This is a genomic window from Salisediminibacterium halotolerans (genome assembly GCF_003814815.1).
Lineage (GTDB): Bacteria > Bacillota > Bacilli > Bacillales > Salisediminibacteriaceae > Salisediminibacterium > Salisediminibacterium halotolerans.
Genome location: NZ_RKQQ01000003.1, coordinates 471,021 through 487,602, shown reverse-complemented (window position 1 = coordinate 487,602; position 16,582 = coordinate 471,021). Strand labels below are relative to the sequence as shown.

The window sequence follows — 16,582 nt, the reverse complement described above, 5'->3', positions numbered from 1 at the left end:
GGATAACCCTTCCAAAGGCAGGAAAACGCGTTATACTGTATTTACAGAAATGATCTGCAGGGAGGGACTACCGATGATATATTATGTGATGAAGCCGGAGGAATGGCTGTCAGTCCGCGAAGAAGATGAGTATTGGCCGGAAAATTTCGATGAACTCGGCTATATTCCTTGTGCAGAACCGGGCCAGCTCGAACTGTTAATTAAAGATCTCGGTTTTGAAAACAGCCGTTCATTGTATGTATTGAAAATCGATCCGCAGCAGATAGAGAGCGTAATCATTTATGAAGATGTGTCTGAGCGCGGTATGATGTTTCCGCATGTATACGGCTATATAAACAGTGATGCTGTAAAAGACACTGAACTGATTGAACCTTGCCCAGCTTCTTAACCGTACTTCCGCTGCAACAAAGAAAAGCCCCGATCATTAGTTGATCGGGGCTTAATTTTATGAGGATGTTTGCAGTTTTTCTTGCAAGTACTCATTATATGAGATTTTTTTGTCATAAACGCCGGTTTCTTTTAGTTCGATAATGCGGTTGGCGATCGACTCATTGAATTGCAAGTCGTGACTTGCAAAGATCAATACACCTTTGAATTGAATCAACCCGTTATTTAACGCTGTAATCGCTTCTAGATCCAAATGGTTCGTCGGCTCATCCAAAAGCATCACATTCGCTTCAGAAAGCATCATTTTTGACAGCATACAGCGCACTTTTTCGCCGCCGGATAACACCGGCGCTTTTTTCTTCGCTTCTTCACCGGAAAAGAGCATTCGCCCGAGGAACCCGCGAATAAACGTTTCTGTTTGATCTTCAGGCGAATATTCGCGAAGCCAATCGACAAGTGTCACATCTTTGCCTTCAAAGTACGGCGAGTTGTCTTTAGGGAAATACGTTTGGCTCGTTGTAATGCCCCATTTATACGTCCCCTCATCAGGTTCAACTTCGCCCATTAAAATTTGCATTAACGTCGTTTTCGCAATTTCTTTTGGTCCGACAAGTGCCACTTTGTCATCACGGTCGATCGTGAAACTGACATTATCGAGCACTTTTTCACCGTTTACCGTTTTCGATAAGTTTTTCACTTCGAGTACATCATTACCGATCTCGCGTTCCGGTTTAAACGCGATATACGGGTACTTCCTTGAAGACGGCTGAATATCATCCAGTTCAATTTTATCAAGCAGTTTTTTGCGTGATGTCGCCTGTTTTGATTTCGATGCATTCGCACTGAAGCGGGCGATAAATTCCTTTAAATCTTTAATCTTCTCTTCTTTTTTCTTGTTTTGTTCTTGCGCCATTTTCATCGCGAGCTGACTGGATTCATACCAGAAATCATAGTTTCCGACATAGAGCTGAATCTTTCCGTAATCAATATCTGCAATGTGCGTGCAAACATGGTTAAGAAAATGCCGGTCGTGGGAAACGACAATAACCGTGTTCTCAAAATTGATTAAAAATTCCTCCAGCCATTGAATCGCTTGAATATCTAAGTTATTGGTCGGCTCATCCAAAAGAAGCACATCCGGGTTGCCAAATAAAGCTTGCGCAAGCAAAACTTTCACTTTGTCTGAACCGGTCAGTTCAGACAGTGTTTTCGAATGCAAATCTTCAGAAACGCCCAACCCCTTTAAAAGGACGGCAGCATCTGATTCCGCTTCATACCCGTTCATCTCAGCAAATTCAGCTTCAAGTTCCGCTGCTTTCATTCCGTCCTCGTCGGAGAAATCGGGTTTCATATAAATCTCATTCTTCTCCTGCATGACTTCGTACATTCGTTCATGTCCCATCATGACAACATCGAGAACGACATCGTTCTCATATTGAAAGTGATCCTGTTTTAAAACAGCCATGCGGTGATCTTTCGCTAAATGAACGTTGCCGTCCTGCGGTTCGATCTCGCCGGATAAAATTTTCAGAAAAGTTGACTTGCCTGCGCCGTTTGCACCGATCAAGCCGTAACAATTGCCCGGAGTAAATTTTATATTCACATCTTCAAAAAGTTTTTGATCGCCAAAACGCAGTCCGACTTTGTTTACATCTAACATAATATACATCATCCTCTTTTAATGAAATCCTCAAGCATTATATCATCTGCGAAGAAAAATTACGACCTTCAGAAATAGTTTGTTTAAACGAAGGAATATATGGTTACATAATAATGAACCAATAATTAACAGCGGAGGAATCAAGATGCAGACAACGACAGATCTGTTAACGAAATTTAAGCAATTCCCCAGTCTCCTCGGGGAAGATTTAACATACATCCGCTCACAATCTTTTTTTGCTGATAATTTAACGACACTGGATTATGAAGACCAGCAAAAAAACAACTGGCGGGTTTACTTTTTTGAAAAGCCCCTGACAAGGGTGTATTTAGGTGTTTTATTTGATTATGTAGCAGCCGAACTCGATGATGAAGCAATCCTTCATCGGGTTGTCTGTTCACCGGAATTCGCTGATAACTACCGAGCGCTGTTGGAACAGTTTGAGTTCTCTTGCTTTAATATTTATGAACTTGCCTCTGTTCAGCCAATGCTCAGCCAGGCCGCTCAGGATCGATCCTCCGGCCGAACGTATGAAGATGAACTGATCATGTTCGGCGAAGATTTGCTTCATCAGGACTTAAACACCGCCTGGTCAGACTTCACTTTATTGTTTTCCGACCGGGTCGTCAAAAAGGAATTATCCGCGACAGAAGCCGAGCAGCAGCGGCATTTTCACGTTTATTTTCGCGGTGAGCTTTACGATGAAGGGCAGCTGCGAATCGTCTATAAACAAGGGGAACGAAAATTAAAGTGCCCGCACACCGTCCATTTAGAACTGATCGGAATTGAAAACCGCGCAGAAACGCTTTTTTTGACTACTTTGCCGCTGATGGAAGCGCTCGACAGAAGGGAAGGTCAGCTGTTCGTTAATATCCCGTATGACGAAAAACGGATTGAAACGAATGACCGCGAACGAATCGAATGGATTTTAAAAAAATGGGAACTCGATACGTTTGATATGATGTCATTGCAAGATTACTCCATAAACGAAATGAGAACATTTATTCAAAAAATGGCAGCCGTCACGCTGCTGCAAGGGGCGGCCGTCAAGAGCTGAACGGCCGTCACAAAACCGCCACATTGAAAACGGATACACTCATCAATGTGAATCTTTTCACAAATTTGACATAGAAAACAGCGCATTATCGAGTTATAATCAATTCGAAAGATCACAAACGGTGGTCATTTATTTTTAACGAATCAAGTGAAAACATTCACAAATGGAGGGTGACGAAACATGGCTGTCAATGAAACGGATGTTACGCAAAAAGAAGAGACGCGGGAAATGATTGACCGGCTAGTTGAAAATGGACAAAAAGCGTCGGAATCATTTATGAATTTCGATCAAGAAACGGTTGATGCGATCGTTCATAAAATGGCGCTTGCCGGGCTCGATCAGCATATGCCGCTTGCCAAGCTTGCACATGAAGAAACAGGGCGCGGGGTATATGAAGACAAAATCACTAAAAATATTTTTGCAACAGAATACATTTATCATGCCATCAAGTACGACAAAACTGTCGGAGTCGTCAATGAAAACAAATTCGAAGAGATCGTTGAAATTGCCGATCCTGTCGGTGTAATTGCCGGGGTGACCCCCGTAACAAACCCAACATCGACGGCAATGTTTAAAATGCTGATTGCAATTAAAACACGCAATCCAATCATTTTTGCCTTTCATCCGTCCGCTCAACAATGCAGTTCAAAAGCTGCGGAAATCATGTATGATGCTGCCGTAAAAGCCGGCGCTCCGGAACATTGCATTCAGTGGATCCCGACGCCGTCGATCGATGCGACGCAGCTGCTGATGAACCATCAAGGCACAGCAGTAGTTCTCGCGACCGGCGGGTCTGGAATGGTTAAATCCGCCTACAGTACCGGGAAACCGGCACTTGGCGTCGGTCCGGGTAATGTTCCTTGCTTTATCGAAAGAACGGCGAATATCAAACAGGCGGTCAATGACTTAATCTTGTCGAAGACATTTGATAACGGGATGATCTGTGCGTCGGAACAGGCGGTCATTATTGATGATCCGGTGTTTAAAGAAACGAAAAATGAATTAAAAGCTAACAGCTGTTATTTTCTCTCCAAAGATGAAAAGAAGAAAGTTGAAAATACGGTCATCAATATCGAAAAAGGGGCGGTCCGTCCGGAAATCGTCGGCAAACCGGCTCCGGTAATCGCAGAGATGGCCGGAATAACTGTGCCGGAAGATACGAAAATTTTGATCGCCGAGTTGGAAACTGTCGGCGCAGATGAACCGCTATCACGCGAAAAAATGAGTCCGGTTCTAGCTTGTTATCGCGTTAAAAACTATGAAGAAGGCTTTAAGCGGGCGGAAGAAATGCTTTATTTCGGCGGACTCGGCCACTCAGCGGTTATTCACTCGCAAAATGATCAATTAATAGAAGCTTTCGGTTTACGCATGAAAGCGGGACGAATCATCTCAAACAGTCCATCATCACAAGGAGCGATCGGCGATATTTATAACGAATACATTCCTTCACTTACTCTCGGTTGCGGCTCACACGGTCATAACTCTGTATCACAAAATGTCACGACCTTCAACTTGTTAAACTTTAAAAAAATCGGTAAACGTCGTAACAATATGCAGTGGTTTAAAGTTCCGCCTAAAATTTACTTCGAGAAAAACGCGACGCAATACCTGGAAAAAATGCCTGACATTTCGCGGGCGATGATTGTAACCGATGAAGTCATGGTAAATACAGGTTATGTAGACAATGTACTCTACTATTTGAACAAACGCGAAAAATCTGTACAGTACGAAGTATTTTCCAAAGTAGAAGCAGACCCGTCGATTGAAACAGTCATGAACGGGGCAAAAATGATGCAAAACTTTGAACCGGATGTGATTATCACGTTAGGCGGCGGGTCAGCTATGGACGCGGCGAAAGGGATGTGGCTTTTCTACGAACACCCGGACCTGGATTTTCACGGTTTGAAACAAAAGTTTATGGATATTCGCAAGCGCGTGTTTAAATACCCTAAACTTGGCAATAAAGCGCAGTTTGTCGCGATTCCGACCACTTCCGGAACCGGCTCTGAAGTAACATCGTTCTCCGTGATTACAGATAAAGAGAACAATGTAAAATATCCGCTTGCTGATTATGAACTGACACCCGATGTCGCGATTATTGACCCGGTTTACGTTAAAACGGTTCCTCCATCCGTAACGGCAGATACAGGGTTGGATGTGCTTACACACGCCATCGAAGCTTACGTATCTGTAATGGCGAATGATTACACCGATGCGCTGGCAGAAAAAGCAGTGCAGCTCGTGTTTGAATATTTGCCGCGCGCTTATCATAACGGCAATGACGAAGAAGCTCGGGAGAAAATGCACAACGCTTCGACGATTGCGGGTATGGCCTTTGCAAACGCGTTTCTCGGCATTAACCACAGTTTAGCTCACAAACTCGGCGCCGAATACAAGATCGCTCACGGCCGCTCAAATACGATTTTGATGCCGCATGTGATCAGATACAACGCGAAAAAACCGACGAAATTTGCATCTTTCCCAAAATACGAAAGTTTCAAAGCGGATCAGCGTTATGCGGCTTTAGCAAAAATGCTCGGTTTAAAAGCGAATACAACTGATCAGGGCGTAGAAAGCTTAGTCCAAGCTGTCATTAAGCTTGCTGAAGAAGTCGGTATTCCGATGAGCATTGCAGAGTGCGGCGTAGATCACGAAACGTTTGAAAACAACGTGGAGCGATTGGCAGATTTAGCTTTTGAAGATCAATGTACGATCAGCAATCCGAAGATGCCTCTTGTATCCGAACTTGCCGATATTTACCGCAACGCTTATCACGGCGTTCATACAAAAGCATAAACAGGATACTACCCGAGACAGAACAGCTCATGATAGACTTGGCGTTAAGAGCGCCAAGTCTTTTTTTTCGTTAACGGAGGAGGACAAAGATGCAGAGTTTAAACGAAGAGATTGTAGACCTGACTGAAAAGACACGGAGAATGCTGAAATATAACCGCTTATCAGCCGCCGCAAAACAGACGATTGATGACGGGATAGATACCGGAGACGGGATTTTCAATCCTGAGAGTCCACACGATCCGTCCGTGCTGACTTGTCAGCTTTCGTTGCAGGAAACTGATGAATCGCCGAAATTGACCGCAGCCGTAAACCGCTGGTATTGGCAGGAAAAAATCCGCAAATTACACCACGATGCGGCCGGATTCATGCAAGCTGCGCCCGTTAAAGAAACATTGGATCACAAATACACAAATTTAGAGGAGCGTAAAGACGAACTGATTGCCGACACATCTGCAGTCTGGACAAACGAGCTGTATGACGTAACGGTTAACGAAGCACATATGCTCAGCTTTATGCAAACATTGGAAGATCTGATTATTTTCAGCGAGGAAGTCCTCGCTTCATTATATGAAACTAAAGAAATGGCAGATCATTTAAACGACACCGTGCTTACGGAACAGTTAAATCAGCAACTGGCCACATCGGCCGCCAAGCTTCTTCCGTTGGATAACGCAGCTTTGTCTTGTCTTCATGCGGAGACTTTACTCTTGTATTGGCAAACTGAATTGGCATTTTTGCATGAGAGCGAAATGATCGAGGCCGACTTCAGCCATTTGCTCGATGTTTCAGCACACTTTTTTGCTCGGACAATAACAGATTGGATCTGTCACGGCCGCTTAACGGAAGGGTTAAAAACGATCGACAGCAAAATCGATCTCATCCATGACGGGTTGACCCGGTTAGAGGCCGAACAGTTTCGGATCAAGGAAGAGCTTGACAGTCTCTCTGTCCAACGGATTAAGCTCCTTTATCATAAGAACTGACAGGCATGTCAACCGGTTTAAAACGCTGAAAAGCAGCAAACAACGATTTTTAACTTAGGGAGCTGGGTTTAGATGCTGATTGAAACAGATGTGATTCACGGACGGGGAGATCCTTATGACTTTGGCGTAAAACAAGGGCAGCATGTATCATCGCTATTAAAAGACAAACACTTAAAACGCCGAAAAAAATCGATCCGTCAATACACCGTAGACAGCAAAGAAGCAAAAAATTGGATCACCGCCTTTTCGCCGTCATTGTGGGCAGAGCTAAACGGAATGGCGGACGGGCTGAAGTGGTCGTTGGAAAATGTTTTGCACGAGTATGCCGGTTATCAGCAAAGCTGGGTTACATCAGGATGCAGTTCTTTTATGGCAAACGGTGTGTACGGGCGAAATTATGATTACCACCCGAAAACATACGACGGCCGCTTCGTATTATGGCAGCCTTCTTCAGGTCAAGGAGCTGCTCATATCGGTTTTGCGCAGCGAATGGCGGGGAGAATGGACGGGATGAACGAACATGGCTTAGCTGTCGGCTATCATTTTGTAAATCGGCTCCGCCCGGGCGACGGGTTTATCTGTACAACGATTGCACGGCTGATCCTCGATTCATGCCGTTCTGTCGATGAAGCAACGGCGCTTTTACATGAATTGCCGCACAGGTTCGCATTTAACTACTCGCTTACTGACCGGACAGGCAAAAGCGCTGTTGTCGAAGCTTCGGCTAAAGGGACTGATGAACGTTCCGGCAAGCAGCGGCTGACATGTACGAACCATTTTCAATCGGAGAACAAACTGATTGAAAACCGGAATTATTTAACAGAATCAATCGGTCGTCTTGATCTGTTAAACGCAACGGTAACGGCTCAGTCCGATAGAAATACCATGTTCGAACAGCTGAACCAGCTGCAAAACGGCATCGCAAAAACCAACTATCGCAGCTGGGCCGGAACAATCCATACAGCTGTATACGATACAAAAAACTTGCAGGCAACAGTCGGCATCGGCCCGGATGCTGCCCCGATAACGATTGATTTTAAGGCGTGGCTGGAAGGGGAGCAACTGTTTTTACGGAAAATCCGCGGGCGGATCCCTGATACACTTCCGGAAACAGAACATATCCAAGCGGAAACACACACGCTGCACTGAGAAGAATCCGTCCGCAACTTTACAAGAGGCGAACGGATTCCAGGATGTGTTGCATAAACGGCGGTGATGTTAATAAGGAATTGTGATCCTCGCTGTCTACTGTGTGCATGTCTGTTCCGGTTTTATCTTTCCATAATTGCTTAAGTTTTTCAGAGTCGATGACTTCGTCAGCGCTGCCGATAAAAACAGATGATTTCGCAAACAATTGCCAATTGGTATGTTTTAAATCGATAAACCGGCTCATGACTAAACGGTAACTTAATTCGTACGGGTAAACTTGCGAGGAAGCATCGTACGGGACATCACGGACAGGAACCTTCACGACAGGGGCGCGGCCTTGAAAAAATGGATTGATATTTGCCCAAATGTGATAAAATTTTGCGCGTTTTGAATAAACGGCCCAGCTGTCCGAACCGTTTTCCTGATTGGAGATCTCCCGGTTAACCGGCAGAGCAGGATGAAGAAACGGTGCAGCGAGAATGATTTTTTCCGTCTTAACTGGAAGACGACCGGCGTTTAGAATCCGGCAAACGTTGGCTGCGCCGGTCGAGTGGCCAATCAAAACGATACGCTCGTATTCGTGTTCTAATTCTTGTAATATTTCTACGAGATCGTTGTCATATTGACCGGCATTCGGAATGTCGCCTTTTTTAGTTTCGGCGTTAGTGTATCCGCGCAAGATCGGCAGATGAACATCAACCGAAGCTAAAACCGTTAAATTGTCAGCCAGACGCTTCCAGTAATCGAGATCTGACATCAAGCCGTGAATACCGACGATGACTGTCTTCGTCTTATCGCGCTCCTGGCTTTCGATCTCGTAATACGGTATAACTGCACTGTCTGAAAACGTAAATGTTGAAGTGATCAATCGCATCGCGTCCTTTTCTGAATCGTTGCTTTATTATATCAAGTGAGACTGCCGGACGCGAATATGATGTTTAAATTATGACAGAAACGTGAATAGTAACTTTTGAAACAATATTACTAAGGAGTGATCACATGGCAGATAAAGTATTGACAACATCAGCAACGGCAACGGGCGGACGCGAAGGACACGTGAAGTCGGACAACGGAGTCATTGACCTTGATTTATCAATGCCGAAAGGTGACAACATTCCAAGCGATAAGACTAATCCGGAACAGCTTTTTGCAGCAGGATACGCAGCTTGTTATGACGGCGCGCTAAACTTAATGGCTTCAAACGAAAAAAAAGACATTGAGTCTACGTTAACGTCAGAAGTAAGCTTAATTAAAGATCCGACAGACAACGGCTTTAAAATCGGCGTAACAATGCATGTTGAAATTAAAGGCGTTTCCCAAGAAGAGGCGGAATCACTCGCACAAAAAGCGCACGATTTCTGTCCTTATTCGAAAGCGACGCGCGGCAACATCGACGTTGATCTGCACGTGACTGCGAAATAAAATAAAATGGACTAAAAAAACCGCTCTTCTGAGCGGTTTTCAGAGTGTTGACAAAGTCATGACATCGTTAGATGTCCTAATTAAAAGGAACGGATGACGACGCATCGTCCGGCTTCTTTCACCTGAAGGTACCACTGCGACATCGGCTCAAAAAGACTTCGCCGTGTCTTACTAGTCCGCGGGCGAGCGCCGAGCCGCTTCGGGCTGATGCCCTGCAGGGTCTCGTCTATCTCGGTATCTACCACAGGCACCTGAGCAACATCGGCTCGACAAGACCTCGCCGTGTTTCCATCGCCGCTTGGAGAAAGCCGGGATGCTGGGTCATCCTCTTTTTTGAAGCGAGTGTATTGATAAAAAAGAAGCCATTCATCCACTCCTCCGACGCCTCCGGGAAAGCAAGAGACGAAGATCCGGATTCGGCGGCCTCAGACCGCCGAATGCTAGCTGAGTCCTTGCCCGGAGCAAGCGGAGGGTAGTGGATTCATGGCTGACATAAAAATATAGTTTGTCTACAGTCTGAAAACCGCTCTTCTGAGCGGTTTTTTAATGCAGTTTGCTAGCTAATCTGTAAAATATTTTGTAAGATGAACACAGTATTTTTAAAGGGAGAGATTTACATGGCGTGTCAATCGATTAAAAAAGCTACGTTTGCCGGCGGCTGCTTTTGGTGTATGGTAAAGCCGTTTGATGAGATGGAAGGGATTCTCGATATACGCTCCGGTTATACAGGCGGGAAGACCGAAGCTCCTGTGTATGAAGACGTTAAAACGGGTGAGACTGGTCATTACGAAGCCGTGCAAATTACATATGATGAAAACGTGTTTCCGTATGAAAAGCTGCTCAATTTGTATTGGCCGCAAATTGATCCGACAGATGACGGCGGTCAATTTTTTGACCGCGGCTCGCAATACCGGACAGCGATTTTTTATCACGACAAAGACCAAAAACAAAAAGCCGAACAGTCGAAATCCGAGCTTAAAGCGAGCGGACGGTTTCAAAACCCGATTGTAACGCAAATCCTACCGGCAGCTCCGTTTTATGAGGCGGAAGAACACCATCAAAAATTTCACCAAAAAAAACCTGAAGCTTATGAGCAGGAACGCCGTGATTCCGGCAGAGATGATTTTATTTATGAATATTGGCAATAAAGGAGCGACTTGTATGATCCATTCATTTCAGCAAGGTTCACCAGAAGATATCGGCATTCCGACGGAACGGTTTGAAGCGCTGGAAGACCAACTCAAAAAAAGCGGGGTCGAAACGTTTACGCTTTGCCGCCGTGGTATTGTCGGCTACCAGTATGAAAACCACCGCGGAATCATAGATCAAAAGCATAAAATTAATTCAGTGACAAAATCTGTTTTAAGTTCGCTCGTCGGAATCGCTTTAGAACAAGGCAGACTCCGTTCACTTGATGAACCGGTATCTGAGATTCTGGCCAATGCAGCAAACGCCCCTTCTGAGCTGACTGTTCGGCATCTATTAACAATGACGAGCGGTTTAAGCAGGAAACAGTGGGAAGCGTACACAGAAGAGGAACTGCCCTTATCAGCGATTTGGTCCGGGGTGCCGAGCGGTGAGCCCGGCGAAAAAATGATCTATAACAATGCCGATTCACAGCTTTTAAGTGCAGTAATCGAAGCGCGGACGAATATGTCTCTTCAGGCGTTTGCTGATCAATACTTATTTCAGCCTCTCGGGATAACAGATTACAGTTGGGAGACTGATCATAACGGGATCACGCTCGGAGGTTACGGGCTGTATTTATCCGCCGCCGACTTAATGAGATACGGGTCTGTTTTGATGAACAGGGGCAGGCGGAATGATACTGAAGTGATTCCGGAATCATGGCTGGAAACAGCCTTTCATTCCCATACAAATACGGACAAACCCGGGCAATCGTACGGCTTTCATTGGTGGATTAATGAGGGCGGCAACGGGAAACAGCCAAGATTGGTTTATGCAGCTGGACGCGGGGGGAAATTTTTGATTCTTGAACCGGTAAGCGGTGTGACTGCTGTGATTACATCGGTTTTACCGCAGCGCAAAAGCTTGCATCCGTTTCAATGGTTTCTCCGCTATATTGTGCCGGAAATCAAATAAAACCCGATTTTCAGCCTCCATCTTCATCTTTCCTTTTCAGGTATTTTTGCTTCACACTATATAAAAGTAAGTAAGAGAGGCGGAATGCATATGACGCAAATCAAAGGGATTCATCACGTTTCTGCAATTACAGCAAATGCAGCGAAAAATCTGCATTTTTACACGGAAATACTGGGAATGAGGCTTGTGAAAAAGACCGTGAATCAAGATTCCGTTTCCATGTACCATCTTTTTTACGCAGATGAACGCGGGCGGCCGGGAACGGATTTTACATTTTTCGAAATCCCGAACGCCGGTCAAACGTACCGCGGCTCCGGCAGCATCAGCCGCACCGGTCTGCGCGTAGCTTCTGATCAAGCTGTTGATTATTGGTATAAGCGGCTCAGCTCATATAATGTCAACGTTTCACAGCCCGAGACCGTCTGCGGCCGCTGCCAATTAGCGTTTGAAGATTTTGAAGGGCAGAGGATACAGCTGATTTCCGATCAAACAAACAGCGGTGATCCTGGCGGAATACCTTGGAGCGAAAGTCCTGTTCCTCAAGAGTTCGGCATCACTGGCTTAGGACCGGTCAGATTGACGGTTAAACAAGCAGCTAAAACCGCTGAGTTATTAAGAGAGACACTCGGCTTTGTGAAGACTGGTTCGTACGAAGAGAACGGCCGCACGGTCGAAGTGTTTTCTTGCGGCAACGGCGGAGCCGGCGCCGAAATTCACCTTGAACCTTCACCTCAAGAACAAACGGAAAAACCGGGGCGCGGCAGCGTCCATCATGTTGCTTTGCGAGTTGAAGACGAACAATCTTTGCGGCATTGGATTGATGTTATCGATAAACGAGGGTTCTCTCATTCAGGATTTGTTGAGCGTTATTACTTTAAATCGCTGTATTTCCGCGATCCAAACGGTATCTTGTTTGAACTGGCAACCGACGGACCCGGTTTTGAAACGGATGAATCATTTGATGAATTAGGAAAGAACTTAGCGCTCCCGCCGTTTCTGGAACCCCGCCGCAAAGAAATTGAAAACAATCTTGCGCCGCTTTCTTTTTCGTAATCCTTCTGTGTACAGAATCGTCCAAAAAAGGTAAAATACAAAATGTGGAACATTGTTCAGAGGAGGACATATGGATTTTACCTCAATTTTTTTAGTGATTTTATTTATTGTGAATATCTTTTTTGCTGGTGTTATTATATTTATTGAAAGAAAAGATCCGGCTGCAACCTGGGCATGGGTGATGATTTTATTCTTTATTCCTGTCATCGGTTTTATTATCTACTTATTTTTAGGACAAAATTTAACCCGGCGCCGGATGTTCGATTGGGAAGGGATTTATCAAATCGGGCTTGTTGATCGGATCAATCAACAAATCGGGCAAATACGCGACCGGACCTTTTCATTCGGCAACGCGATTGTCGACCGCTACCGCGATCTTATTTATATGCATTTGATCAATAACGAAGCGGTGCTGACTAAAGGAAATCAAATTGAAATTTTTAATGACGGCGCCGAGAAGTTTGATCAGCTTATCGAAGATATTCGCAGCGCGAAACATCATATTCATATTCAATATTACATTTTTCGTTATGATGATCTCGGCTTGCGAATGATAGAAGAATTACGCAAAAAAGCTGCTGAAGGACTGGAAGTTTGTTTATTGTATGACGAGCTCGGATCGCGCAAAATGCGCCGGCGCCATTTTCGCCCGATTACCGATGCCGGCGGAAAAATCGGTGTGTTTTTTCCAGCCACGTTTCCGAAGATTAATATTCGGCTTAATTACCGCAATCACCGAAAATTATCGATCATTGACGGCGAGATCGGATACATCGGCGGATTTAATGTCGGCGATGAATATTTAGGCAACTCTAAAAAATTCGGATATTGGCGCGACACTCATTTGCGCATCAAAGGAGAAGCGGTCGACCCGATGCAAACACGCTTTATACTCGACTGGAATCTAGCATCGAAACACGAACCGATTGCGTACAGCGAAAATTACTTCCCGCCGAAACAGCGCGAAGGCGACGCAGCGGTTCAAATGGTCTCCAGCGGTCCTGACAGCCACCACGAACAGATTAAAAACGGTTTGATGAAAATGGTGTTTGAAGCGGAAGAAACGATTTATATTCAAACACCGTATTTTATTCCGGATAAAAGTTTATTAGATGCGATACAAATCGCTTGTTTAGCGGGAAAAGATGTCCGCATTATGATTCCGAACAAACCGGATCACCCTTTTGTTTACTGGGCGACCTATTCTCATATCGGCAAGGTTTTAGAAACCGGAGCGAGAGTGTATATCTATGAAAATGGTTTTATTCACTCGAAAACGATGCTGATTGACGGAAAAATCAATTCTGTCGGCACTGCAAACATTGATATGCGTAGCTTTAAACTGAATTTTGAAATGAATGCATTTATTTATGATGAAGAGACAACGCAAAAATTAACAGCTGCTTTTGAAAACGATATGCAGCAATCAAATGAATTGACATTGGCTATGTACAAACGGCGTCCGCCTTTAATCCGGATTAAAGAATCCTTGTTTCGTCTTCTCTCGCCAATACTGTAAGAAATAATCTCTTTGAGAGCTGCGGCTCTCTTTTTTTTGCACATGCATGTATAAAGATAAATGGAATTACATAAAAATGTTGCATTTATATTTACGATTTCGTATAATTAAAAAAACATTTCCGCTAAAGAAAGAGGCGATTTTTTGATACATGCTGGCATTGTCGGAAGTACAGGATATGGAGCTTTAGAACTCGTGCGGTTATTGCAGTTTCACCCGCACATTGAAATTACATCGCTTGTTTCGCAGTCTCATGAGGGCGAACATATAGCTGACATGTATCCGCATATGAATGGATTTACTTTTGAGCCTTTCAGTTCTTTTCAATTTGAAACTTTAAAAACATTAGACATTGTTTTCTTTGCTACACCGGCCGGCATTGCTAAAAATGATGCACCGGCGCTGATCAAAGCAGGCGTTTATGTTGTCGATTTATCGGGGGATTTTCGCCTGCACAAATCAGACTATGAAAACTGGTATCAGCAAACTGCCGCAGCAGATGAATTTTTAACCGAAGCTGAATACGGACTTCCTGAACTCAATCGGGATAAGCTGCAGGAAGCCGCACTTTGCAGCAATCCGGGATGTTTTGCCACGTCAGCTTTACTCGGATTGCTGCCTGCAGCCAACAGCAGCTGGATCAATCCGGATTCCGTGACAGTTGACGGAAAAACCGGGCTGTCCGGCGCCGGCCGAACTCCGTCGGCTAAAACCCATTTTTCTGAAACGAATGAGAACACGATGCCTTATAAAATCGGCAAACATCAGCATATCCCGGAAATCGAACGCTATTTAATGCAGTCATCGGAAGCAGAGTGGACGATTCAAATGTCGACGCATTTAATTCCAATGACACGCGGGTTGCTTTGCAGCATGTACGCGGGGCAAACAGACAAGAGCCGAACTACAGAGGAATGGATTGATAAATACCGGGAGTTTTACCGCGGTCATCCGTTTGTCCGGATCCATCCGTATGAGCAGATGCCGGCGACAAAATTTGTGCTCGGAAGCAATTATTGCGATATCGGCATACACGTTGATCAACGCACTAAGCGGGTAGCTGTCTTCTCGGCGCTGGATAATTTGATGAAGGGAGCTTCCGGACAAGCCATACAAAACGCCAATCTAATGCTCGGTTTAGAGGAAACATGCGGCTTGCAGCAGATTCCGATTTATCCGTAAAGCGCAACTATGAAGGAGGAAAGAAGATGAACATGACAAATACTATGAATAAATCGATCCGCTGCCTTGAACAGGGACACGTCACAACACCTTCCGGCTTTACAGCCGGCGGTGTGCATACAGGATTACGAAAGAAGAAACTGGATTTCGGCTGGCTGCATTCCGATATTCCTGCCGTTGCAGCCGGTGTTTATACGACAAACACCTTTCAAGCCGCGCCGTTAAAAGTAACTCAGGAAGCGATTGAAGTCGATCAAAAAATTCAAACAATCGTATGTAATTCAGCGATCGCCAATGCATGCACGGGCCATATCGGCTATAAAAATGCAAAGATCATGCAAGAGGAAACAGCAGAAAAAATGAATGTCGCCGCTCACCATGTTGCCGTTTATTCAACCGGACTGATCGGCGAACAGCTCCCGATGGACAAAATTAAAACGGGAATTGAGCAGATGTCCGAACAATCCGCCTATCAGGTCGATGCATTCGAACATGCGATTTTAACAACAGATACCGTCACAAAACACGCTGCGGTCCAGTGTGAAATCGACGGCAAAACCGTTACGCTCGGCGGAGCCGCGAAAGGATCCGGCATGATCGAACCGAATATGGCAACGATGCTCGGGTTTGTAACGACAGATGCCGTTATTGAACACGAACCGCTTCTTAAAGCGCTCCGAAGCGTTACGGATCAAACCTTTAATATGATTACAGTCGACGGTGATTCAAGCACGAATGATTCAGTCTTAGTGCTGGCAAACCAGCGGGCAGGAAACGAGACACTGACAGAAGATCATCCAGACTATCCGGTCTTTATCCAAGCTCTGACGCTATTAAGTGAGAAGCTGGCGCAAAAAATCGCTGAAGACGGCGAAGGGGCGACAAAATTGATTGAAGTGAATGTCACGAATGCACATTCTGTGACGGCAGCAAGAAAAATTGCGAAATCCGTCATTTCTTCCAACCTTGTTAAAACTGCCGTCTATGGTGCAGACCCGAACTGGGGAAGGGTCGTATGCGCTGTCGGTTACAGCAACGAACCGGTAAATCCGGATCTTGTTGATGTTTTTCTCGGCCCGGTGCAGGTTGTCAGCGGCGGTCTCCCGCTCGCTTTTGATGAAGAAAAAGCCACGGACTATTTAATAAATAAAACTATTGAAATCACGGTGGATCTGCATGATGGTGACGAATCAGCGAAAGCCTGGGGATGCGACTTAACGTATCAGTACGTCACGATCAACGCCTCTTACCGGACGTAATGGAGGGATGAA

At 45.1% G+C, this 16,582-nt stretch carries 15 protein-coding genes; 12 read left to right on the top strand and 3 right to left on the bottom strand.

Annotation, left to right across the window (positions count from 1 at the left end):
* Positions 1–73 precede the first annotated feature (73 nt).
* Positions 74–388, top strand: coding sequence for a DUF952 domain-containing protein (locus tag EDD67_RS08160; RefSeq protein ID WP_158638119.1), 315 nt, complete (start codon positions 74–76; stop codon positions 386–388).
* Positions 389–445: 57 nt separating this feature from the next.
* Here EDD67_RS08160 and EDD67_RS08155 read toward each other — a convergent pair whose 3' ends face one another.
* A complete protein-coding gene (locus EDD67_RS08155; RefSeq protein WP_121438618.1) occupies positions 446–2,047 on the bottom strand; it encodes an ABC-F family ATP-binding cassette domain-containing protein in 1,602 nt (533 codons plus the stop codon).
* Positions 2,048–2,192: 145 nt separating this feature from the next.
* Here EDD67_RS08155 and EDD67_RS08150 point away from each other — a divergent pair, with 145 nt between their 5' ends.
* From EDD67_RS08150 to EDD67_RS08135, 4 genes are all read left to right on the top strand, one after another.
* Positions 2,193–3,104, top strand: a complete 912-nt coding sequence (locus EDD67_RS08150) for a hypothetical protein (protein WP_121438619.1) — start codon at positions 2,193–2,195, stop codon at positions 3,102–3,104.
* A 180-nt stretch (positions 3,105–3,284) separates the two neighbouring features.
* Positions 3,285–5,900 (top strand): bifunctional acetaldehyde-CoA/alcohol dehydrogenase, encoded by a 2,616-nt coding sequence (adhE, locus tag EDD67_RS08145; protein ID WP_121438620.1) that lies wholly within the window; start codon positions 3,285–3,287, stop codon positions 5,898–5,900.
* Between the two features lie 89 nt (positions 5,901–5,989).
* A complete protein-coding gene (locus EDD67_RS08140) occupies positions 5,990–6,883 on the top strand; it encodes a hypothetical protein (protein WP_121438621.1) in 894 nt (297 codons plus the stop codon).
* A gap of 72 nt (positions 6,884–6,955) precedes the next feature.
* Complete coding sequence (locus EDD67_RS08135; RefSeq protein WP_121438622.1) at positions 6,956–8,032, top strand: C45 family autoproteolytic acyltransferase/hydrolase; 1,077 nt, start codon at positions 6,956–6,958, stop codon at positions 8,030–8,032.
* Between the two features lie 19 nt (positions 8,033–8,051).
* Here the strand turns inward: EDD67_RS08135 and EDD67_RS08130 are convergent, their stop codons facing one another.
* The gene (locus tag EDD67_RS08130; protein WP_158638120.1) at positions 8,052–8,900 is read right to left on the bottom strand and encodes an alpha/beta hydrolase; all 849 of its coding nucleotides are present in this window, start codon (positions 8,898–8,900) and stop codon (positions 8,052–8,054) included.
* Positions 8,901–9,031: 131 nt separating this feature from the next.
* Between EDD67_RS08130 and EDD67_RS08125 the strand changes: the two genes are divergently transcribed.
* A complete protein-coding gene (locus tag EDD67_RS08125; RefSeq protein WP_093072195.1) occupies positions 9,032–9,454 on the top strand; it encodes an organic hydroperoxide resistance protein in 423 nt (140 codons plus the stop codon).
* Between the two features lie 80 nt (positions 9,455–9,534).
* Here the strand turns inward: EDD67_RS08125 and EDD67_RS08120 are convergent, their stop codons facing one another.
* The gene (locus EDD67_RS08120; protein ID WP_121438624.1) at positions 9,535–9,828 is read right to left on the bottom strand and encodes a hypothetical protein; all 294 of its coding nucleotides are present in this window, start codon (positions 9,826–9,828) and stop codon (positions 9,535–9,537) included.
* Between the two features lie 258 nt (positions 9,829–10,086).
* Between EDD67_RS08120 and msrA the strand changes: the two genes are divergently transcribed.
* The 6 genes from msrA to argJ all read left to right on the top strand — a co-directional run bounded on the left by msrA (position 10,087) and on the right by argJ (position 16,570).
* The gene (msrA, locus tag EDD67_RS08115; protein WP_121438655.1) at positions 10,087–10,602 is read left to right on the top strand and encodes a peptide-methionine (S)-S-oxide reductase MsrA; all 516 of its coding nucleotides are present in this window, start codon (positions 10,087–10,089) and stop codon (positions 10,600–10,602) included.
* A 13-nt stretch (positions 10,603–10,615) separates the two neighbouring features.
* Positions 10,616–11,557 (top strand): serine hydrolase domain-containing protein, encoded by a 942-nt coding sequence (locus tag EDD67_RS08110; RefSeq protein ID WP_158638121.1) that lies wholly within the window; start codon positions 10,616–10,618, stop codon positions 11,555–11,557.
* Positions 11,558–11,641: 84 nt separating this feature from the next.
* The gene (locus EDD67_RS08105; protein ID WP_121438626.1) at positions 11,642–12,610 is read left to right on the top strand and encodes a ring-cleaving dioxygenase; all 969 of its coding nucleotides are present in this window, start codon (positions 11,642–11,644) and stop codon (positions 12,608–12,610) included.
* 70 nt (positions 12,611–12,680) lie between these two features.
* On the top strand, positions 12,681–14,129 hold the full coding sequence (gene cls / locus EDD67_RS08100) for a cardiolipin synthase (protein WP_121438627.1): 1,449 nt from the start codon (positions 12,681–12,683) through the stop codon (positions 14,127–14,129).
* A 144-nt stretch (positions 14,130–14,273) separates the two neighbouring features.
* A complete protein-coding gene (gene argC / locus EDD67_RS08095; RefSeq protein ID WP_121438628.1) occupies positions 14,274–15,311 on the top strand; it encodes an N-acetyl-gamma-glutamyl-phosphate reductase in 1,038 nt (345 codons plus the stop codon).
* 32 nt (positions 15,312–15,343) lie between these two features.
* Complete coding sequence (gene argJ / locus EDD67_RS08090) at positions 15,344–16,570, top strand: bifunctional glutamate N-acetyltransferase/amino-acid acetyltransferase ArgJ (protein ID WP_121438656.1); 1,227 nt, start codon at positions 15,344–15,346, stop codon at positions 16,568–16,570.
* Positions 16,571–16,582: the final 12 nt, after the last annotated feature.